The following is a 19314-nucleotide window of genomic DNA, read 5'->3' on the forward strand; positions in this document are numbered from 1 at the left end:
CATGTTGTGCGCGGTGATCGTCACCCACCGGCGGCCGGAGTTGTTGGCGAAATCCCTTGCCGTGGTGTGCTCCCAGACGCGACTGCCCGACCACGTCGTCGTCGTCGACAATGACAACGACCCGGCGGTGCGGGCTCTCGTGGAGTCCCAGCCGGTTGCGACGACGTACCTCGGTTCGGCCCGGAACCTGGGCGGCGCAGGCGGTTTCGCGCTGGGCATCTTGCATGCCCTGGCTCTGGGCGCCGAGTGGGTGTGGCTCGCCGATGACGACGGACGCCCCGCCGATTCGTTGGTGCTCGCGACACTGCTGGACTGCACGGACAAGCATGGCCTGGCCGAAGTGTCGCCCATGGTGTGCGACCTGAATGAGCCTGCCCGCCTGGCCTTTCCGCTGCGCCGTGGGTTGGTGTGGCGGCGGTATGTGTCCGAGTTGCAGGTCGACGCCGGATCTGGCCCTGGCGCCGGGGACGATTTATTACCCGGCATCGCATCGTTGTTCAACGGCGCGCTGTTCCGGGCCGCGACGCTGGAAGCCGTTGGTGTGCCGGACATCCGGCTGTTCGTCCGCGGCGACGAAGTCGAGGTGCACCGCCGGCTCGTCCGCTCCGGTCTGCCGTTCGGCACCTGCCTGAACGCGGTGTACCTGCACCCGCAGGGGTCCGACGAATTCAAGCCGATCCTCGGCGGCCGCATGCACACGCAGTACCCCGACGACGCCACCAAGCGCTATTTCACGTACCGCAACCGCGGATACCTGCAGTCCCAACCGGGTCTGCGGAAGCTGGTCCCCCAGGAGTGGGTGCGGTTCGGGTGGTATTTCCTGATCACCCGTCGCGATCCGGCCGGGTTGCGTGAGTGGATGCGGTTGCGCCGCTTGGGACGAGACGAGAAGTTCAGCAGGCCCGGTTCGGGCGGACCCACGACAGGAGGACAGCGATGACGTTCACCGACGCGGCCGCGCAGTCCAAGACGCTGCGCCGCGCCTGGGGCGATCTGGTGACCGGCTTCGGCAAGCGCGAGCTCTGGCTGCACCTGGGCTGGCAGGACATCAAGCAGCGCTACCGCCGCTCGGTGCTGGGTCCCATCTGGATCACCATCGCGACCGGCACCATGGCCGTGGCGCTCGGCGGCCTGTACTCCCAGCTGTTCCATCTGCCGCTGGCCGAGCATCTGCCCTACGTGACGCTGGGCCTGATCATCTGGAATCTGATCAACGCGTCGATCCTCGAAGGCGCCGACGTGTTCATCGCCAATGAGGGCCTCATCAAACAACTTCCGACGCCCCTGTCGGTGCACGTCTACCGGTTGGTGTGGCGGCAGGTGCTGCTGTTCGCGCACAACATCATCATCTTCGTGATCATCGCGATCATCTTCCCCAAGCCGTGGTCGTGGGCCGACCTGTCGGTGATCCCGGCCTTGGCGCTGATCGTGGCCAACTGTGTCTGGGTCGCGTTGTGTTTCGGCATCCTGGCCACGCGCTACCGGGACATCAGCCCGCTGCTCGCGAGTCTGGTGCAGCTGCTGTTCTACATCACGCCAATCATCTGGAACGACCAGACGCTGCGTCTCCAGGGCGCGGGCACCTGGTCGAAAATCATTGAGCTGAACCCACTTCTGCACTACGTGGACATCGTCCGCGCGCCGCTGCTGGGCGAGCCCCAGGAGCTGAGGCACTGGCTCGTGGTCATCACGCTGACCATTGCGGGCTGGGTCGTTGCGGCGATCGCGATGCGCCAGTACCGGGCCCGCGTGCCGTACTGGGTGTAGTCCAGAACTCGAAGGCTGTTGCACGCGACGTGAGGGTTTCGGCGGCGCAATGTCGGGTAGGTCACTGCGCCGGGCTTAGCTCGTAGTCTGCGGGGCTCCGGCCGGTCACCTCAGCGTCACCTCGGGTTCGGTGGCGCGGAGTTCAATTGGGGCGACCGGCTTTCCGCGTTCCAACAGGAGCAACCATGACCATCACCGAAACCCCCACCACCAACGACACCGCGAACGGGCAGGTCATCGAGGCCGAGCTCGTCGCGACCGCCGAGGCCGCCGCCGAAGAGGCGACCAACACCGGCCTGGCCATTCGCGAGGTGCTGAGCGGCGTGCTGGAGCGTCAGCTCGACGCCGGCCACAGCCTCACCCGCCAGCTGGTCAGCGCGACCTCCGCCGCCACCGAAGCGGTCGTCGAGTCGCCGGCCAAGGTCATCTCCGCCATCCGCGACGGCGCCACCCTGCCGGATGCGGTGAGCGAGACCGGCTCGGCCGTTCAGGACGTGCTGGCCGAGTCGGGCCGCGACATCCGCAGCGCCGTCGGCGAATACGTCGGCCGCAATGCCGTCGGACCCAACGCGATCATCGCCGGTGCGTCTCAGGTGGCCGGCTCGCTGGTCCGCGCCCAGGGCGCCCTGACGGCGACCGCCGTGGACGGTCTGTTCACCGTCGCCGGCACCGCGGCCCAGGGTGTCGAGGATGTGCGCGAGGTCGCCACCCGCGAGTGGGGCGAGCTGCGCACCACCGCGACGTCGGCCCGCGAGGCCATCGAGGCGCAGGTCTCGGCCTCTCGCGAAAGCATCCGGGACGCTTTCGACACCACTGCTTGATCGACCGCGACGCTCGGGATCGGTCGGAGTACGGGCCGATCCCGAGCACCAGCGCGTCCAGACTCAGGGCACCAACTGGCTGTTACTCACCGCCTGGCTGTTACTCACCGCCGGCCTTGGCCGAATGACGATCACTCTTGCCCGCACCCTGTGACTTGCCGGCCGAATCGCTCGAGTGACCGCTGTTGGCACCGGAGCCCGACGCGGCGTTGTCCGCGCCCTTCGCCTTCGCGTGGTCCCGCTTGGTTTTCGGGGTGCTCTTGCGAGTCGGGGTCGTCGTCCCGTCATCGGCACTCTTGGTCCCGTCTGCGGTGGACGCTCCGGTAGCGCTGCTCGATGACTTGGCACCGCGCGTCCGGCGATCCTGCTTCGCCACCGGCGCGGTCGCGGCGGAGTCGGTACCCGCATCAGCCGCCGGAGCCTCGCCCTTGTCGGACGCGGCGGGCTTGGTCGCGGACGTGGAGTCGGCGCCGGCGTCGGTCGCGGGTGCCGCAGCGTTGTCGTCAGCGGCCACCGCGGACTTGTCGGCCCCGGTCTTGTCGGCTGCGGTCTTGTCCGCACCGGTCTTCTCGGAGGCCGTCTTGTCCGGCGACGCAGTCGGAGCCACCGCGAGCGGACTCGCCGCCGCTGCCGGCTTGGCGGTCAGCGCCACCTTCGCGTCAATCGAGACGGAGACCGTCGCCGACGCCGGCGACGGAACACTGACTGCGGCGGCGGGCGGCGGAGTCACCGGCTTGATCGCGGTTGCGATGATGCCCAACGCATTCCGCAGGCCTTGCACGATGCCGTTCGGCCCGAGAATCCCCGCACCGTCGCCGTTGTAACCGTTGAGCAAGGCACCGGTGATGGACCCGGGCATCGCAACGATCGCGTTCACGACAGCACCCAGATTCTTCGCGCTGAACGCGTTGACCACGTTCTGCAGTCCGTCGCCGGTGGCGGTCACGACGTCACTCATCACCGCGAGCAACGGCAATCCGGCCGTCAGAACCCAACCCATACCGGTCGGTGAGGTGATGGCGGTGTCGATCACGTTCAGCATGTTCTGCACCGGCTTGCGGAATGCCGCTTGCACATCGGTGAGGATGCTGGTGGTCAGGATCGGCAGGACAAAGGGCGTGAGCACCGCGCTGTACAACGTCTGCACCGCGTCAGCGACATGCCCGGCGGCGAGCTGCTGGAAGGCCTGCTTCAAGGATTCCGGCGTAGAGCCCAACTGCTGACCGACCGCAACCAAGTAATCCCGCACGGATCCACCGACGGCGACGGCACTGGCGATCTGGTTCCGTACCACCTGGCCGAGGACGGGGGCCGGGTCTGCGATCACGTCGGTGACGATGCCCTTGGTGTTCTGCAGCGCCTCGGTGATGATCTGCCCCCACTGGGTGATCGGGTTCACCTGCGCAGCAAGTTGCACGGCACTTGCGTGCAGTGCCGGCAGGTGCAGATCCGGCACCGGCTGATGGGTTACCGGAGCCAGGGCGATGACCCCGGCGCCCATCAGTGCGACGCCCGTCGTGAGGCTGGAGCGAACTGCAATTTGCATGGTGCTTCCCCGAAGGTAGATGTGATATTGACCACAGCACCATAAATCCATATTGCCGCGCAGTTGCCAGAAATCGGCGAGTGGAACGTGTTTCATTTTCCGCGAAATGGCCACTCGGAGCGCCCATTTACGTCCAGATTATTAGCTGGTCAGACGCAGTAAAAGCCACAGTCGACGCGCGTTAGATGTAGTCATAATTGACTATTTCGTCAGATATTTCGGGCGGCGGCAGGCTCGAGGACGATTGCCACACAAATGGAAATATTGCTCAAGCTACTGGTCGCGGCACCGTTCACAGGCGACGCAGATTCGCCCCGCTCGGCCGAGCCGCGCTCGGAGCCCGCACGCCGCACAACGGCCGCTTTTGATCGCGTCACCCCTGCCGAAACCCGCGCCCGGGAGTTGCTGCGGGATCAGCGGCGAACTGAACCCCGATCAGCGGCGCGAGGGGTCCGATCACGCACCGAGGGCTGATCTGACGGCGGCCTCATCCCCGTCCACGTTGACGAGCCCGAGCGCACGCGCATCACCGAGACTGAGTGCGCCCGCGGCGAGACCGAGGATGCAAGCGGGGATGGCCGTGACCGAGGCATCGAGCTTGCGGCCGTCGCGCGGGCCGACCTCGAAGCCCGAGCGCGTCGCCCGCAGTTGGAGCGTCTGGTCGCCGATCACGAGGCCGATCGTCACGGCGGAGCGGACCTTCACCCGGCCGTTGAGCAGGGCCGGCACGGCGAGGGTCAGCCACTCCGGCCGGAAGGAGTCACCGCCGGCGGGACCACTGATCATCAGCGGCGTGGACCAGCGGAGCAGGCTCTCGATCGGCTGGCGCAGCTGCGCGCCCCACGGGGTCAGGATGTACTCGACCGCACTCCCCTCGCCGGCCAGCCGCCGCTCGACGACGCCCGCGGCCTCGAGGTCCCGGAGCCGGTCGGCGAGCATGTTGGTTGCGATCCCCGGGAGATGGTCGATCAGGTCGCGATAGCGGGCGGGTGCGATCAAGAGCTCGCGGACGATCAGCAGATTCCATCTGTCGCCGACGATTTCGAGCGAACGGGCGAGCCCACAGTATTGGTCGTAGCTCCGCATCGCCCATCCTTCTGCTTGAGTTTCTCAAGTGACTGTGAGATGTTCAAGCATACCGGGAAAGCCGATCCGACAGGGGTTGCCATGACCAACACCGCTCAGACCACACGGCCCGCCTGGGTCGACGACGAACTGTTCCCGTTCGAGAGTCACTTCATCGAGATCGACGGCAACACCGTGCACTACGTGGACGAGGGATCCGGCCCCACACTGTTGATGCTGCACGGCAATCCGACCTGGTCATTCCTCTTCCGCGACGTGATCAGCTTGCTGCGCAAAGACTTTCGGTGCATCGCCCTCGACTACCCCGGCTTCGGGCTGTCGACGCCGAGGCCCGGCTATCGCTACCTGCCCGAGGAACACGCGGATGTCACCACCGCGTTCGTCGACGCCCTCGATCTGAAGGACGTCACTCTGGTCGGACAGGATTGGGGCGGCATGATCGGCCTTGCGGTGGCACAGCGGCGGCCAGGGGTCTTCCATCGGCTCGTGCTTGCGAATACCTGGGCCTGGCCGGTCAACGGAGAGCTGCACTTCGAAGCATTCGGCCGCATCATGGGCGGGCTGCCGACGCGCTTCCTGGTCCGCCAGTTCAATCTGCTGGTCAACGCGTTCATCCCCACCGGCCACCGGAGGCGGAAGCTCACCAACGCCGAGATGGACCACTACCGGCGGGCGCTGGACACCGCGGACCGGCGCCAGGCGTCGGCCGTACTTCCGGGCCGCGTGCTGGCGAGCCGGGACTTCTTCGCGGAGGTCGAGCGCGGACTGCCCGACCTCGCCCACCTGCCGACCCTGATCATCTGGGGCGACGCCGACATCGCCTTCCGCGCCCAGGAACGCGAGCGGCTGGAAGCGACGTTCCCCGACCACACGACCGTCATCGTCGAGGGCGCCGGAACCTATGTCGAGTCCGACGCCCCCGAGGAATTCGCTTCTGCGATCCGCACATTCAGCGACGGCGCGGGACAGCCTTCCGCGTAGCGGCGTTCAGCCGGTTCCACGAGTTGATGACGGCGGCCATGCCGACGACGTGCGCGAGCTCGCGCTCGGTGAACACGGCGGCCGCCTGGGCGTAAACGTCATCCGGAACCGGGCCGCGGCTGAGATCGGTGATGGCCTCGGTGATGGCCAGCGCGGCCCGCTCTCGCTCGGTGAACAGGTCGCCGGCTTCCTCCCACGCCGCGACCAGGGCCAGGCGCTGCTCGGTCTCGCCGAAACGACGCGCGTCGTGGACGTGCATGTCGAGGCAGAAGGCGCAGTGGTTGATCTGCGAGGCGCGAATCTTGATGAGCTCGCCGATGGTCGAATCGAGCTCCTTGGACGCGGCGTTGCTGAAGGCCATCATCCCGGCGTACAGCTCGGGAGCGGCGTCGTAGATGTCGATGCGCTTGGTGTGGGCGGTGGTGGTGGGTGCATTCAGTGTCTCGGTCATGGCATCCACGCTAGCCACCAAAATCCCGTGAACATGGTTCAATTTCTACGTGGTTTCATGGGCCAATTCTGAGGCGAACGGCGCTGGACTGGACCTGCACCTGGACCTCGGTCAGACCGTCCGGCCGGGCCGGCGGGGTACCCGTGACCAGCTGATCCGAGCGCTGCGGGACGCGGTCCGGTCAGGCCGGTTATCCGCCGGGACCACATTGCCGCCCTCCCGATCACTGGCGGCCGACCTCGGATTGGCCCGCAACACCGTCGCGGAGGCCTACGCCGAACTGGTCGCCGAGGGCTGGCTGGGCTCCCGCCAGGGCGCGGGCACCTGGGTCATCGGCGCGCACACCGAATCGGCGCCGGCCACCCAGCGCGCCCAACCGGGCACCCCTACCAACAACCTCATGCCCGGTTCGGGAAACGTCGCGGCCTTCCCACGACAGGCCTGGCTGGCGTCGGCCCGACGCGCCCTGACCAACGCCCCGACCGAAGCGCTCCGAACGGGCGACGCCCGTGGCCGCCACGAACTGCGCACCGCACTCGCCACCTATCTGGCCCGAGCCCGCGGCGTGCGCACCACGGCCGAATCGATCGTCGTCTGCGCCGGGACCCGGCACGCCGTCGAATTGCTGTCGAAAGTGTTCGCGCCCAATACCATTGCGGTCGAGAACTACGGCCTGTTCCTGTTCCGGGACGCCATCGCCGCCAGCGGGGCCGCCACCGTGCCCATCCGGATCGATGATCACGGCGCCGTCGTCGGCGACCTCGAAAAGACCAGCGCCGCAGCGGTTCTGCTCACACCGGCGCATCACTTCCCGCACGGCGTGCCACTGCATCCCACGCGGCGCACCGGCGCCCTCGAGTGGGCCGTCCGCACGAAAAGCTATGTCCTGGAAGACGACTATGACGGCGAGTTCCGCTACGACCGGCAACCGATCGGGTCGATGCAGGGCCTGGATCCCGACCGGGTAGCCTATCTCGGCTCGGCCAGCAAGAGCCTGTCACCGGTGCTGCGGTTGGGCTGGATGGTGTTGCCCGACAACCTGATCGACCCGGTGTTGGCTGCGGCGGGCGGGCAACAGTTCTACGTCAACGCCATCGATCAGCTGACCATGGCCGACTTCATCGAATCCGGCCAGTACGACAAGCACATTCGCCGGATGCGCAACAGCTACCGCCGGCGGCGAGATGCGCTGGCGGCCAAGCTGTCCGGGCTGGATGTCGAGATCAGCGGACTGTCCGCCGGGCTGCATGCACTGATCCGGCTGCCGGACGGGACCGAACACGAGGTCATGCGCCGCGCGGCCGACGCCGGGCTCGCGCTGTCCGGGCTGGCGCTGCTACGCCACCCGGATGCGGCGCCGGACACCCCGCACCAGGACGGCGTGGTGGTGAGTTTCGGTACGCCCGCCGATCACGAGTTCACCGCGGCGCTCGACGCATTGCACGACGTGTTGACGGCCGTCAGCCGCTGAGCGCCGCCAGCTCCGCCTTCAGATTGGTCCGAGCCGCGTCCTCCCACAGCCGCCGTCCCTCATCCGTTCGATACAGCGACGGCCCGGCCAGCATCGCCGCGATCATCCGGCCACGCCACAGGGCGAAATCCGCATCGCTGACGTGGCGGTACTCGGCCCGCACCCGGGCGGTGTTGTGTTGATAGTCGGCCGGCGGCACCGCCAGCACCGCCAGGTCGGCATCGGACAGCACCTGGCCGTTGTGATCGTCGGCAGCGGGATCGTGCGTGATGGTCACCCGCACCAAGCGGCCCACCTCCGCCACGAACGCCGGGGCCACACCCAGATCGGTGAGGTCCGCCTCCGCGAGCAGCGCGCTGTTCTCCTCGTCGTCGGACTGCCCCGCGTACACCGCGTCGTGGTACCAGGCCGCCAGGCGGACCGCATCAGGATCGTCCGCGAACTCCTCCAGGGCGTCCACTCCGGACAGGATGCCGCGCAGGTGACTCAGGTCGTGGTAACTGCGGTGCGGCTCGGCCCACCGGCCCAGCAGCGCCGCCCCGACGTCGTCGACCCGCGGCGACGACGAATGCCGCGCCAGCAGTGTGCGCCATGCCTGGAGCAAATCGGTCACGTGTCCATGGTGCACGTAAGCTGCCCGGGTGGCCGAGCCAGTGGAGATCCCCGCCGAACACGACGCCGAACACAGCGCCGAGAAGGCCGTCGAGGCGTCTCTGGGACTGGTGACGCAGGCGTGGCGCTTCGTGGTGACCGGCGGTCTGTCCGCGGTCGTCGACTACGGCCTGTACGCACTGCTCAGTGCCGTTTTCGTGGCCAACGGCATGCCCGACGCCCGCGCCACGCTGATCGCGAAGACGCTCAGCTTCATCGCCGGCACGACGACGGCCTATCTGATCAACCGGCGCTGGACCTTCCAGGCGGAACCGAACCGGGCGCGCTTCATCGCGGTTGTGATCTTGTACGCAGTCACCTTCGGCCTGCAGGTCGGCATCAATCAGCTGTTCTATCTGCAATTCGCCGGCGAGTCCTGGCGGCGACCTGTGGCGTTCGTCATCGCCCAGGGCACGGCGACTGTCATCAACTTCGTGGTGCAGCGAGCCGTGATTTTCCGGCTGAAGTGACGTTGGCCGGTACCCTTTGACCGTTATGTCTACCCAGCCTGACGCCACGCTGCCCCTGACGCGCCGCGCCCTCACCGGGTTCGGCCGCACGGCACCGTCCGTGGCAAACGTGCTGTCCACACCCGATGTGTCAGTGATCGCCGAGGCGGTCAAGCGGGTCGCGGACGCAAACTCTTCCAGCCCCGCCCACCTGCGGCGAGGCATCCTCGGCCGCGGTCTCGGCCGGTCCTACGGCGACCAGGCGTGCAACGGCGGCGGCATCGTCGTCGACATGACGGCGCTGAACCGGATCCATTCGATCAGCTCCGAGACCGCCATCGCCGACGTCGACGCCGGGGTCAGCCTCGATCAGCTGATGAAGGCCGCGCTGCCGTTCGGGCTGTGGGTTCCGGTGCTGCCGGGCACCCGGCAGGTCACCGTCGGCGGCGCGATCGCGTCCGACATCCACGGCAAGAACCACCACAGCGCGGGCAGCTTCGGCAACCACGTGCTGTCGCTGGACCTGCTGATGGCCGACGGCGAGGTGCACACCATCACCCCCGACGGACCGGACAGCGAGCTGTTCTGGGCCACCGTCGCCGGCAACGGGCTGACGGGCATCGTGATCCGGGCGCGCATCAAGATGACCCGCACCGAGAGCGCCTACTTCATCGCCGACGGCATCGCCACGCACGATCTGGAAGAGACCGTGGCCGTGCACCAGGACGGCAGCGAGGACAACTACACGTACTCCAGCGCCTGGTTCGACCTCATCAGCCCGGAGCCCAAGCTCGGCCGCGCCGCCGTGAGCCGCGGCAGCCTGGCCAAGGTGGACCAGCTGCCCGCCAAGCTGGCCAAGGATCCGCTGAAGTTCACCGCGCCCCAGCTGCCGGCGATCCCGAACCTGTTCCCGGTCAGCTTCATGAACAAGCTCTCGCTCTCCATGATCGGCGAGGCGTTCTACCGCATGAGCGGCAACTACCAGGGCAAGATCGTCAACCTGACGCAGTTCTACCACATGCTCGACATCACCTCCGGTTGGCAATATGCCTATGGCCCAGCGGGTTTCGCGCAGCACCAGTTCCTGGTTCCGCCCGACGCACTCGAAGAGTTCAAGGGCATCATCCGCTGGATGCACACGCAGAAGCAGTACTCGGCGCTGAACGTCTTCAAGCTGTTCGGCCCGGGCAACAAGGCGCCGCTGAGCTTCCCGATGCAGGGCTGGAACGTCGCCCTCGACTTCCCGAACCGCCCGGGGGTCAACGAGTTCCTCAACGAACTCGACAAGCGCGCAATGGAATTCGGCGGTCGCGTGTACACCGCCAAGGACTCCCGCGTCAGCGCCGAGAGCTTCCACAAGATGTACCCGCGGATCGACGAGTGGATCGCCACCCGCCGCAAAGCCGACCCGAACGGCGTGTTCGCCTCCGACATGGCCCGCCGCCTCGAACTTCTCTAGGAGACTCAGTGATTGACGCAACCGGCAACCCGCAGACGATTCTGCTGTTCGGCGGTACCTCGGAGATCGGCCTGGCCATCGTCGAGCGCTACCTCAGGAACGCCAAGGCCCGCGTGATCCTCGCCGACCTGCCGAACGCCCCCAAGCGCGACGCCGCCATCGCGCAGATCGAGGCGGCCGGCGCCAAGGAGGTCGTGTACCTGGATTTTGATGCCTTGGACACGAAAAGTCACCCGGCCGTCATCGAATCCGCTTGGGAGCAGGGCGATGTCGACGTCGCGATCGTCGCCTTCGGTATCCTGGGTGACGCCGAGGAACTGTGGCAGAACCAGTCCAAGGCCGTGCTGACCGCCCAGATCAACTACACCGCAGCGGTTTCCGTCGGCGTGCTGGTCGGCGACAAGATGAAGGCGCAGGGCTTCGGGCAGATCATCGCCATGTCGTCGGTCGCCGGCGAGCGGGTCCGCCGCTCCAACTTCGTGTACGGCTCCACCAAGGCCGGCCTCGACGGCTTCTACCTGGGCCTCGGAGAGGCACTGCGGGAGTTCGGGGTTCGGGTTCTGGTCATCCGCCCCGGCCAGGTCCGCACGACCACGACGCTGGAGCACTGGAAGGCCACCGGCGCCAAGGAGGCGCCGTTCACGGTCGACAAGGAAGACGTCGCCAACCAGGCCGTCGCTGCCGCCGCCAAGGGTAAGGAGCTCATCTGGGCGCCCAATCCGGTGCGCTACCTGATGGCCGTCATCCGGCACATCCCGCGGTCGATCTTCCGCAAACTCCCGCTCTGATGCGCAGCGCGCTGGCCGCGAGCGCCAGGGTGAGCGGCCAGATGCTGGCCGCCATGGCGCTGGCGGTGATCATCGCGGTCGTTGCGCTGCAAGCGATTGCCCGCGTGCAGTGGCCGGCGTTCAACTCGTCGAACCAGTTGCATGCCCTGACCACCGCCGGCCAGTGCGCCGTGCTGATCGGGCTGCTGCTCGCGGGGTGGGCGTGGCGTCGCGGCTGGCGCAAGAGCGCCAAGGTCGCGGCCACGTCGCTACTGGCGGCGTTCTCGGTCGTCACCCTCGGCATGCCGCTGGGCGCGACCAAGCTGTACCTGTTCGGCATCTCGGTCGACCAGCAGTTCCGCACCGAGTACCTGACGCGCCTCACGGATACCGCTGTCCCCCATGACATGACGTACCTGGGGCTGCCGCCGTACTACCCGTCGGGCTGGTTCTGGCTCGGCGGCCGGGCGGCCGCGCTGACCGGCACGCCGGCGTGGGAGATGTTCAAGCCGTGGGCGATTGTCACGATCACCGCGGCGATCGTCGCCGCATTCGTGTTGTGGACGGCCATGATTCGCTTCGAGTCCGCCCTGGCGGTGACGACCGCGACCGCGGCCGTCACGCTGGCGTACTCCTCGACCGAGCCCTACTCGGCCGTCCTCGTCGTCCTGCTGCCGCCGGTGTTCGTGCTGGCGTGGTCGGGGCTCAAAGCCACCGGCCGCGGCTGGGCCGCGATCCTCGGAACCGGGATTTTCCTCGGCATCGCCGCGCTGTTCTACACCTTGTTGTTCGGCTACGCGGCGTTCACGCTCACGCTGATGGCGCTGCTGCTCGCCGTGTCCCGGCGCCAAATCCAGCCGCTGATCCGGGTGGCCGTCATCGCCGTCATCTCCGGCGTCATTGCCGCCATCCACTGGGCGCCGTACTACCTCGCCGTGCTCGAAGGCCACCCCGCCGACAAGGGCACCGCGCAGCATTACCTACCGATGGCCGGTGCGCAGCTGACCTTCCCGATGCTCGACGCCACCCTGCTGGGTGTCATGTGCCTCGTCGGCACGCTGTGGCTGGTGGTCAAGGGCCGCAGCTCGACGCGCGCCGCCGCCCTCGGGATGGCAGTCGTATCGGTGTACGCGTGGTCGCTGCTGTCCATGCTGGCCACCCTCGCCCGCACCACGCTGCTGTCGTTCCGGCTGCAGCCCACCCTGCTCGTGCTGCTCGTCGCGGCCGGCACCTTCGGCTTCCTGGAGGCCGCCCGCGCCCTGGCGCACCGGTACGCGCAGCCGACCACCAACCGGATCATCGCGGTGGCCGCGGTCATCGGTGCGATCGGCGCGGTGTCGTTCAGCCAGGCGATCCCCGACATCCTGCGGGCCGACATCGCCGTCGCGTACACCGACACCGACGGCTACGGCCAGCGCGCCGACCGTCGTCCCCCCGGCTCGGAACGCTTCTATCAGGAAGTCGACCGCAAGATCACCGCGGCGACGGGCAAGCCCCGCAACGAGACCGTCGTGATGACCGCGGACTACAGCTTCCTGTCCTACTACCCCTACTACGGGTTCCAGGGCCTGACGTCGCACTACGCCAACCCGCTGGCGCAGTTCAAGGAACGCTCCGGCGCCATCGAGAGCTGGGCGACCATGACCAACCCCGACGCCTTCGCCAAGGCACTCGACACGCTGCCCTGGCCGGCGCCGACGGTGTTCCTGATGCGCCACGGCGGCACCGGCACCTACACGCTGCGACTGGCCGAGGACGTCTACCCCAACCAGCCCAACGTGCGGCGCTACCAGGTGCCACTCGACGAGCGGCTGTTCGACAGCAAGCACTGGCAGGTCACCGATATCGGCCCGTTTGTGCTGGCCATCCGTAGCGGCCACTAACATCTAGGCCCGTGGCCGGGGAACCTGAGGTAGAGCGCAATCACCGCACAGCGCGGTGGATCGCGATCGTCGCCGGACTGCTCGGCGCGTTTTTGGCGATGGCGACGCCGCTGCTGCCGGTCAACCAGACCACGGCGCAGCTGAACTGGCCGCAGGCGGGCGTCCTCAAGAGCGTCGACGCGCCGCTGATCGGCTACGTGGCCACCGACCTGAACATCACCATCCCGTGTTCGGCGGCGGCCGGCCTCACCGGCCCTGCCACCACACTGCTGTCCACCGTGCCGAAGCAGGCGCCCAAGGCCGTCGACCGTGGCCTGCTGATCGAGCGTGTCGGCGGCGACCTGCTGGTGATCGTCCGCAACACCCCGGTCGTCAGCGCGCCGCTGACCCAGGTGCTCAGCCCCGCGTGCAAGGAACTGAAGTTCACCGCGCACGCCGACAAGGTCACCGGCGAGATCGTCGGCCTCGTGCAGGGACCGAAGGACAAGAACCCCGGCAAGCCCCTGCGCGGCGAGCTCAGCGGCTATGACTTCCGCCCGCAGATCGTCGGCGTCTTCACCGACCTGTCCGGCGCGGCCCCGCCGGGGCTGACGTTCTCGGCGACCGTCGACTCGCGCTACAGCACGTCCCCGACCCTGCTGAAGATGCTCGCGATGATCTTCGGCGTGGTGCTGACCGTCGTCGCACTCAGTGCCCTGCACGTGCTGGACCGCGCCGACGGCGTTCCGCACAAGCGGTTCCTGCCGTCGCGGTGGTGGTCGGTGAAGCCGCTGGACGGCGTCGTGATCACGACGCTGGTGTGGTGGCACTTCGTCGGCGCCAACACCTCCGACGACGGCTACATCCTGACCATGGCCCGCGTCTCCGAGCACGCCGGCTACATGGCCAACTACTACCGCTGGTTCGGTACCCCCGAGGCGCCGTTCGGCTGGTACTACGACCTCCTGGCGCTGTGGGCGCACGTCTCCACGTCGAGCATCTGGATGCGCCTGCCCACGCTCCTGATGGCGCTGGCGTGCTGGTGGGTGATCAGCCGCGAGGTGCTCCCCCGGCTCGGCCACGCCGTCAAGAACAGCCGTGCCGCCGCCTGGACGGCCGCCGGCATGTTCCTGGCGTTCTGGCTGCCGCTCAACAACGGCATCCGGCCGGAGCCCATCATCGCGCTCGGCATCCTCTTGACCTGGTGCTCGGTGGAACGCGGCGTCGCCACCAGCCGGCTGCTGCCGGTGGCCATCGCCATCATCATCGGTGCGCTGACGTTGTTCTCCGGCCCGACGGGCATCGCCGCGATCGGCGCTCTGCTGGTCGCCGTCGGCCCGCTGAAAACGATTGTGGCGCGGCATACTTCGCGCTTCGGTTATCTGGCTCTGCTGGCACCGATCCTCGCCGCGGGCACAGTGACGGCGATCCTGATCTTCCGCGACCAGACGCTGGCCGCCGAGCTCGACGCCAGCTCCTTCAAGACCACCGTCGGCCCCGCGCTGAGCTGGTTCGACGAGCACATCCGCTACGAGCGGCTGTTCACCACCAGCCCCGACGGCTCCGTGGCCCGCCGGTTCGCGGTGCTCACGCTGCTGCTTGCCCTGGCGGTGTCGCTCGCAATGTCGTTGCGCAAGGGGCGAATTCCGGGCACCGCCGCCGGGCCGGCCCGGCGCATCGTCGGCATCACGATCATCTCGTTCCTGGCCATGATGTTCACGCCGACCAAGTGGACGCACCACTTCGGGGTGTTCGCCGGGCTGGCCGGTTCGCTGGGCGCGCTGGCCGCCATCGCGGTCGGCACCGTCGCGATGCGCTCCCGCCGCAACCGGGCGATGTTCGCCGCGACGGTTCTGTTCGTGTTGGCGCTGTCGTTCGCCACCGTGAACGGCTGGTGGTACGTCTCCAACTTCGGTGTGCCGTGGTCGAACCAGTTCCCCGAGTGGCACTTCGGCTTCACCACCTTCCTGTTCGGCCTGTCGTTCCTGACGCTGCTGTGGGCGGCGTGGCTGCACTTCTACGACCACGACCCCGAGCGTCCGGTCAGTCGCCGGATTCCTCAGGCGCCCTTGGCAATTGCGTCGTGGATCGTGGTGTTCTTCGAGGTGCTGTCACTGACCCTCGGTATGACGCAGCAGTGGCCGGCCTGGTCGGTGGGCCGCTCGAACCTGCAGGCGCTGACCGGTAAGACCTGCGGCCTGGCCGACGACGTCATGGTCGAACAGGACACGAACGCCGGCAAGCTCGTTCCGCAGTCCGGGACAGTCGGCGACGCCCTCGGCGCGGGCAGCGCAGAAGGCTTCACCCCCAACGGAATTCCCGCCGACGTTTCCGCGGACCCCGTCATGGAACCGCCCGGCGGCACCAACTTCGCCGACAACGACGGCGGCCCCGTCAGCGGCGCGGAGCCCGGCACCGAAGGCGGCACCACCTTTGCCGCGGGAGTGAACGGATCAAAGGCCCGACTGCCCTACAACCTCGATCCGGCCACCACCCCGGTGCTCGGCAGCTGGCGCCCCGGCGTTCAGATCCCGGCGCGGATGCGCTCGGGCTGGTACAAACTGCCGCCCCGCGATCAGGCCGGCCCGCTGCTCGTCGTCGCCGCCGCAGGCCGCTTCAACCAGGGCGAGGTCCGCGTCGAGTACGCCAACGACGCCCAGGCCGCGGCCGGCAAGATCGCCGGGGCCGTCGGCTTCGCCGACGTCGGTGCCGCACCCGCCTGGCGCAACCTGCGCGCCCCGATGGCCGCCATCCCGCCCGACGCCACCCTGATCCGCATCGTCGCCACCGACGACGATCTCGCGCCGCAGCACTGGATCGCCCTGACCCCGCCGCGCATCCCGAAGCTGCGCACGCTGCAGGACGTCGTCGGCTCCAAGGATCCGGTGATGCTGGACTGGCTCGTCGGTCTGGCGTTCCCGTGCCAGCGCCCGTTCGGCCACAACAACGGCGTCACCGAGGTGCCCAAGTGGCGCATCCTGCCGGACCGCTTCGGCGCCGAGGCCAACTCGCCCGTCATGGACTACCTCGGCGGCGGGCCGCTCGGCATCACCGAGCTGCTGTTCAAGGCCACCCCGGTGCCGACGTATCTGAAGGACGACTGGTTCCGGGACTGGGGCTCGCTGCAGCAGTTCACGCAGTACTACCCGGATGCGCAGCCGGCCCAGATCGACCTCGGGAAGGCCACGCGCAGCGGGCTGTGGGCCCCGGCGCCGTTACGGCACTCCTAGAAATTCAGCCGTGGGCTTCCAGGATGAGCCGGGCCAGTTCGGCTTTCAGCGCGGCGAATTCGGCCGTGCCCAGCACATCCACCGTCCGGGCGGCGCCGGGAACATCACCCGGTAGCCGCACCGGCCGGTCAGCGATCACCCGTCCGGGCCGCGCGCTCATCACCACCACGCGCGTCGCCAGGAACACCGCCTCTTCCACTGAATGCGTAACGAACAGCACGGTCTTGCGGTCCCGCTCCCAGATCGACAGCAACTCCACCTGAAGCCGCTGCCGGGTGAACGGGTCCAACGCGCTGAACGGTTCATCCATCAGCACGATGCCGGGGTCGCCGACCAGTACTCGTGCGATCTGCGCCCGCTGCTGCATGCCGCCGGACAGTTCGTATGGCCGTTTGTCGGCGAAATCGGCCAGCCCGACCAGTTCCAGCACCGACGCGGACCGCTCCCGCCGCTCCGCGCTGGGTACCCCTCGCGCGCGCAGACCGAACTCGACGTTCCCGGCCACCGTCAGCCACGGATACAGCGTCGGCGACTGGAACACCACCCCGCGATCCGGGTTGGGGCCGTCGATGGGGTGTCCACCCACCCGGGCGGTTCCCGTCGTCGGTGTGACAAATCCGGCCAGCGTCTGCAACAGCGTGGACTTGCCGCAGCCCGACGGTCCGACCACCGCGACAAACTCCCCCGGTTCGATGCTCAGCGTGGTCTCCGACAGCGCGATCACCTCACCGTCGGAGGAGGGGTAGACCTTGGTGATGGCGTCAAGTTCGATGCCCTCGGCCTCGGGCGCTGCCGTCGCTTCCGGTGCCACCGTCGTTTCCGATGTCATTGCGCCACTTCCTTTATCGCGTTGGGATACAGCGCTGCGCGATACCGCTCGGCCGGCGATACCCGCTCGACGTCGCCGTTGTTCCGGTTCAGGAATGTCGCGGTGCCGAGCAACGCTGCCGACAGCCCGCCACCGAAGTACTTCGCGTCGAGCTGCTGGCGCGCCGTCGGGTAGATGTAGCCGCCGAGTTGCGTCACCACCTGGTCGGGCGGCACCGCGAGCTGTGCGGCGATATGCCTGGCGGCGCGCTGCGGGTCCGACGCGATGAGCTCGGTGGCCCAGTTCTGCGCCGCGGTCCAGTACTTCAGGAACGGGCCGTTCGCGTTGACGAATTCACTACGCGCGCCTTCCAGGTCAAAGGTCGGCGAGCCGTCAGCCGCGGTTTGCGCCGAGTCGGCAATCACATGCCCCTTGGCGGCCAGTTTGGACAGCACCGGATCCCACACCCATGCCGCATCGATGCCGTTTCCCCAAGCCGCCAGCATGGCGTCGGGCTGGGTGTTGATCAGCCGCACGTCGCCGGTGATCTTGGCACGGTCCAGCGCGGTCAGCAGGGACAGGTGCGACGTCGATGCGAATGGCACCGCGATCGACTTACCCTTCAAGCCCTGAATATCGGTGATTGCCGGGTCATGCACCACCAGCGATTCGGCTTTGCCGATGACGTCGTGGATCCACACCACCCGCATATCGATGTCGAGCGGCTGCGACAGCGCGCGGGCCGCCGGCGCCGAGCCGAGCAGCGCGATGTCCAGCGAGCGGGCCCGGAACGCCTGCAGCACGTCGCCTCCGGAGGCGAACTTGCTCCACGTGATATTCGCCTTCGGCAGGCACGTGGCAAGCAGCGAGGTGTCCTTGACGATGAGGTCCCCGTTCGGGATCTCTTGATAGCCGATCCGCACCGTGCTGGTGATGTCCGGGTTGGGCGGCAGCGGGCACTCCACCTTCTCTGCCAGCGACCGGACCTGTTCGCCGCGGCCGGATTCCACGCAACCCGCGGTTGCCAGGACGACCAGCGCGGTAACCGCTATTGCTGCAACGCTTTTCATGCCTTCCCCTGCCAGGGTGTCGCAAGCTCGCCGAGATACTTGATGGCCGCGTCGAGCGCCAGGGCAGTGATGCCGATGACGATGATGCAGGCGATGGTCAACGGTGTGTTGGTCTGTTGGCCCGCGTAGAACGCGAGGCCGCCGATACCCGGGATGCCGTTGTTCAGCTCCGCCGCGACCACCGTGGTCCAGGCGAAGCCCACCGCCAGCCGGATGCCATTGACCACCGACGGCAGCGATGCCGGGAAGATCACATGCCACACCGTGTGCCAGCGAGTCGCCCCGAGCGAACTGGCGGCATTGACCCACCCCGACGGAACCGACTGCACACCACCCAGCGTCGAAACCGTGATCGCGGGAAATGCGGCCAGGAACAGCAGCCAGATCTTGGACGTGTCGCCGATGCCGAACCACACGATCAGCAGACCGATGTAACCCAGCGGTGGCAGCGCCCGCAGAAAGTTCAGGTACGGCTCCAGCGCGATCGCTATCGGCCGCACCGTGCCCATCAGAAAGCCCAGCGGCGGACCGACCAGAATCGCAACACCCACCCCGGCCAGGATCCGTTGCAAGCTGGCGATCAGGTGCTCCCACAGGAAGTAGTTCTGTTCGCCCAGCACCTCACGCGGCACGCCCGGCGCAATCTGGTGCCAGGAATTCGCCCGGACGAAGGCATCCCACACCGCACCCGGGCTGGGCAGGAACAGCGGGTCGATCAGCTTGGCGGCGGTGACGGCCCACCACGCCAGCAGGAAGGCGCCGAGCGCGACGGCCCGGATCAGCAGCGCTCGCACCAGCGGCGGGTAACTCTGCGGCAATCGCGGCAGCGGCAACGAGCCGGAGACGGGCTTGTCGGTTTCGGGTGGATCAACGGTGGTTGTCATGAACTGGCCTG

General features: G+C 67.7%; 17 protein-coding genes. 10 read left to right on the forward strand and 7 right to left on the reverse strand.

Going from position 1 to position 19314, the window contains the following annotated elements; genetic code table 11:
* Position 1: 1 nt before the first annotated feature.
* From glfT1 to H289_RS0104245, 3 genes are all read left to right on the forward strand, one after another.
* Positions 2–940, forward strand: coding sequence for a galactofuranosyltransferase GlfT1 (glfT1, locus tag H289_RS29695; protein WP_051128403.1), 939 nt, complete (start codon positions 2–4; stop codon positions 938–940).
* The gene (gene wzm, locus H289_RS0104240) at positions 937–1767 is read left to right on the forward strand and encodes a galactan export ABC transporter permease subunit Wzm/RfbD (protein ID WP_020099506.1); all 831 of its coding nucleotides are present in this window, start codon (positions 937–939) and stop codon (positions 1765–1767) included. Before glfT1 ends, wzm begins: the two co-directional genes overlap by 4 nt.
* 185 nt (positions 1768–1952) lie before the next feature.
* Positions 1953–2588: a hypothetical protein gene (locus H289_RS0104245; protein ID WP_020099507.1), complete on the forward strand. Its 636-nt coding sequence runs from the start codon at positions 1953–1955 to the stop codon at positions 2586–2588.
* Between the two features lie 100 nt (positions 2589–2688).
* Here H289_RS0104245 and H289_RS0104250 read toward each other — a convergent pair whose 3' ends face one another.
* Together H289_RS0104250 and H289_RS0104255 are read right to left on the reverse strand one after the other, a co-directional pair.
* Positions 2689–4134, reverse strand: coding sequence for a hypothetical protein (locus tag H289_RS0104250; RefSeq protein WP_155944026.1), 1446 nt, complete (start codon positions 4132–4134; stop codon positions 2689–2691).
* Positions 4135–4590: 456 nt separating this feature from the next.
* On the reverse strand, positions 4591–5220 hold the full coding sequence (locus H289_RS0104255) for a winged helix-turn-helix transcriptional regulator (protein ID WP_020099509.1): 630 nt from the start codon (positions 5218–5220) through the stop codon (positions 4591–4593).
* A gap of 81 nt (positions 5221–5301) precedes the next feature.
* Here H289_RS0104255 and H289_RS0104260 point away from each other — a divergent pair, with 81 nt between their 5' ends.
* Positions 5302–6201: an alpha/beta fold hydrolase gene (locus H289_RS0104260; RefSeq protein ID WP_020099510.1), complete on the forward strand. Its 900-nt coding sequence runs from the start codon at positions 5302–5304 to the stop codon at positions 6199–6201.
* On the opposite strand, the gene H289_RS0104265 is transcribed toward H289_RS0104260, so the two are convergent.
* Complete coding sequence (locus H289_RS0104265; RefSeq protein WP_029104774.1) at positions 6170–6652, reverse strand: carboxymuconolactone decarboxylase family protein; 483 nt, start codon at positions 6650–6652, stop codon at positions 6170–6172. The two genes, H289_RS0104260 and H289_RS0104265, sit on opposite strands and share 32 nt — an antisense overlap.
* Positions 6653–6701: 49 nt before the next feature.
* Between H289_RS0104265 and pdxR the strand changes: the two genes are divergently transcribed.
* Positions 6702–8123: a MocR-like pyridoxine biosynthesis transcription factor PdxR gene (pdxR, locus tag H289_RS0104270; RefSeq protein WP_020099512.1), complete on the forward strand. Its 1422-nt coding sequence runs from the start codon at positions 6702–6704 to the stop codon at positions 8121–8123.
* Here pdxR and H289_RS0104275 read toward each other — a convergent pair.
* On the reverse strand, positions 8113–8736 hold the full coding sequence (locus tag H289_RS0104275) for an HD domain-containing protein (protein ID WP_020099513.1): 624 nt from the start codon (positions 8734–8736) through the stop codon (positions 8113–8115). The two genes, pdxR and H289_RS0104275, sit on opposite strands and share 11 nt — an antisense overlap.
* 46 nt (positions 8737–8782) lie before the next feature.
* On the opposite strand from H289_RS0104275, the gene H289_RS0104280 reads away from it, so the two are divergent.
* Genes H289_RS0104280 through H289_RS0104300 form a run of 5 tightly spaced genes read left to right on the forward strand, consistent with a single transcriptional unit; the run spans position 8783 to position 16541 of the window.
* Positions 8783–9244: a GtrA family protein gene (locus tag H289_RS0104280; protein WP_155944054.1), complete on the forward strand. Its 462-nt coding sequence runs from the start codon at positions 8783–8785 to the stop codon at positions 9242–9244.
* A 25-nt stretch (positions 9245–9269) separates the two neighbouring features.
* Positions 9270–10682, forward strand: coding sequence for a decaprenylphosphoryl-beta-D-ribose oxidase (gene dprE1 / locus H289_RS0104285; protein WP_020099515.1), 1413 nt, complete (start codon positions 9270–9272; stop codon positions 10680–10682).
* Positions 10683–10690: 8 nt separating this feature from the next.
* Entirely contained in the window at positions 10691–11470 is a 780-nt protein-coding gene (dprE2, locus tag H289_RS0104290) for a decaprenylphospho-beta-D-erythro-pentofuranosid-2-ulose 2-reductase (protein WP_020099516.1), read from the forward strand.
* On the forward strand, positions 11470–13332 hold the full coding sequence (locus H289_RS0104295) for a galactan 5-O-arabinofuranosyltransferase (RefSeq protein ID WP_020099517.1): 1863 nt from the start codon (positions 11470–11472) through the stop codon (positions 13330–13332). Before dprE2 ends, H289_RS0104295 begins: the two co-directional genes overlap by 1 nt.
* 11 nt (positions 13333–13343) lie before the next feature.
* Complete coding sequence (locus H289_RS0104300) at positions 13344–16541, forward strand: arabinosyltransferase domain-containing protein (protein WP_020099518.1); 3198 nt, start codon at positions 13344–13346, stop codon at positions 16539–16541.
* Between the two features lie 4 nt (positions 16542–16545).
* Here the strand turns inward: H289_RS0104300 and H289_RS0104305 are convergent, their stop codons facing one another.
* From H289_RS0104305 to H289_RS0104315, 3 genes are read right to left on the reverse strand one after another with little or no spacing between them, the layout of a single operon-like run.
* Positions 16546–17370 carry an ABC transporter ATP-binding protein gene (locus H289_RS0104305; RefSeq protein WP_020099519.1) on the reverse strand — a complete coding sequence of 275 codons (825 nt, stop codon included), beginning with the start codon at positions 17368–17370 and terminating at the stop codon, positions 16546–16548.
* Positions 17367–18419 carry a taurine ABC transporter substrate-binding protein gene (locus tag H289_RS0104310; RefSeq protein ID WP_036420119.1) on the reverse strand — a complete coding sequence of 351 codons (1053 nt, stop codon included), beginning with the start codon at positions 18417–18419 and terminating at the stop codon, positions 17367–17369. The genes H289_RS0104305 and H289_RS0104310 overlap by 4 nt, the downstream gene beginning before the upstream one ends.
* Positions 18416–19303, reverse strand: coding sequence for an ABC transporter permease (locus H289_RS0104315; protein ID WP_020099521.1), 888 nt, complete (start codon positions 19301–19303; stop codon positions 18416–18418). Before H289_RS0104315 ends, H289_RS0104310 begins: the two co-directional genes overlap by 4 nt.
* Positions 19304–19314 lie beyond the last annotated feature (11 nt).

Source organism: Mycobacterium sp. 360MFTsu5.1 (genome assembly GCF_000383495.1).
Lineage (GTDB): Bacteria > Actinomycetota > Actinomycetes > Mycobacteriales > Mycobacteriaceae > Mycobacterium > Mycobacterium mucogenicum_B.

Coding starts and splice junctions, on each gene's coding strand:
- glfT1 (WP_051128403.1), top strand. CDS start 2: ATGTTGTGCGCGGTGATCGTCACCCACCGGCGGCCGGAGTTGTTGGCG.
- wzm (WP_020099506.1), top strand. CDS start 937: ATGACGTTCACCGACGCGGCCGCGCAGTCCAAGACGCTGCGCCGCGCC.
- H289_RS0104245 (WP_020099507.1), top strand. CDS start 1,953: ATGACCATCACCGAAACCCCCACCACCAACGACACCGCGAACGGGCAG.
- H289_RS0104250 (WP_155944026.1), bottom strand. CDS start 4,134: ATGCAAATTGCAGTTCGCTCCAGCCTCACGACGGGCGTCGCACTGATG.
- H289_RS0104255 (WP_020099509.1), bottom strand. CDS start 5,220: ATGCGGAGCTACGACCAATACTGTGGGCTCGCCCGTTCGCTCGAAATC.
- H289_RS0104260 (WP_020099510.1), top strand. CDS start 5,302: ATGACCAACACCGCTCAGACCACACGGCCCGCCTGGGTCGACGACGAA.
- H289_RS0104265 (WP_029104774.1), bottom strand. CDS start 6,652: ATGACCGAGACACTGAATGCACCCACCACCACCGCCCACACCAAGCGC.
- dprE1 (WP_020099515.1), top strand. CDS start 9,270: ATGTCTACCCAGCCTGACGCCACGCTGCCCCTGACGCGCCGCGCCCTC.
- H289_RS0104295 (WP_020099517.1), top strand. CDS start 11,470: ATGCGCAGCGCGCTGGCCGCGAGCGCCAGGGTGAGCGGCCAGATGCTG.
- H289_RS0104305 (WP_020099519.1), bottom strand. CDS start 17,370: ATGACATCGGAAACGACGGTGGCACCGGAAGCGACGGCAGCGCCCGAG.
- H289_RS0104310 (WP_036420119.1), bottom strand. CDS start 18,419: ATGAAAAGCGTTGCAGCAATAGCGGTTACCGCGCTGGTCGTCCTGGCA.
- H289_RS0104315 (WP_020099521.1), bottom strand. CDS start 19,303: ATGACAACCACCGTTGATCCACCCGAAACCGACAAGCCCGTCTCCGGC.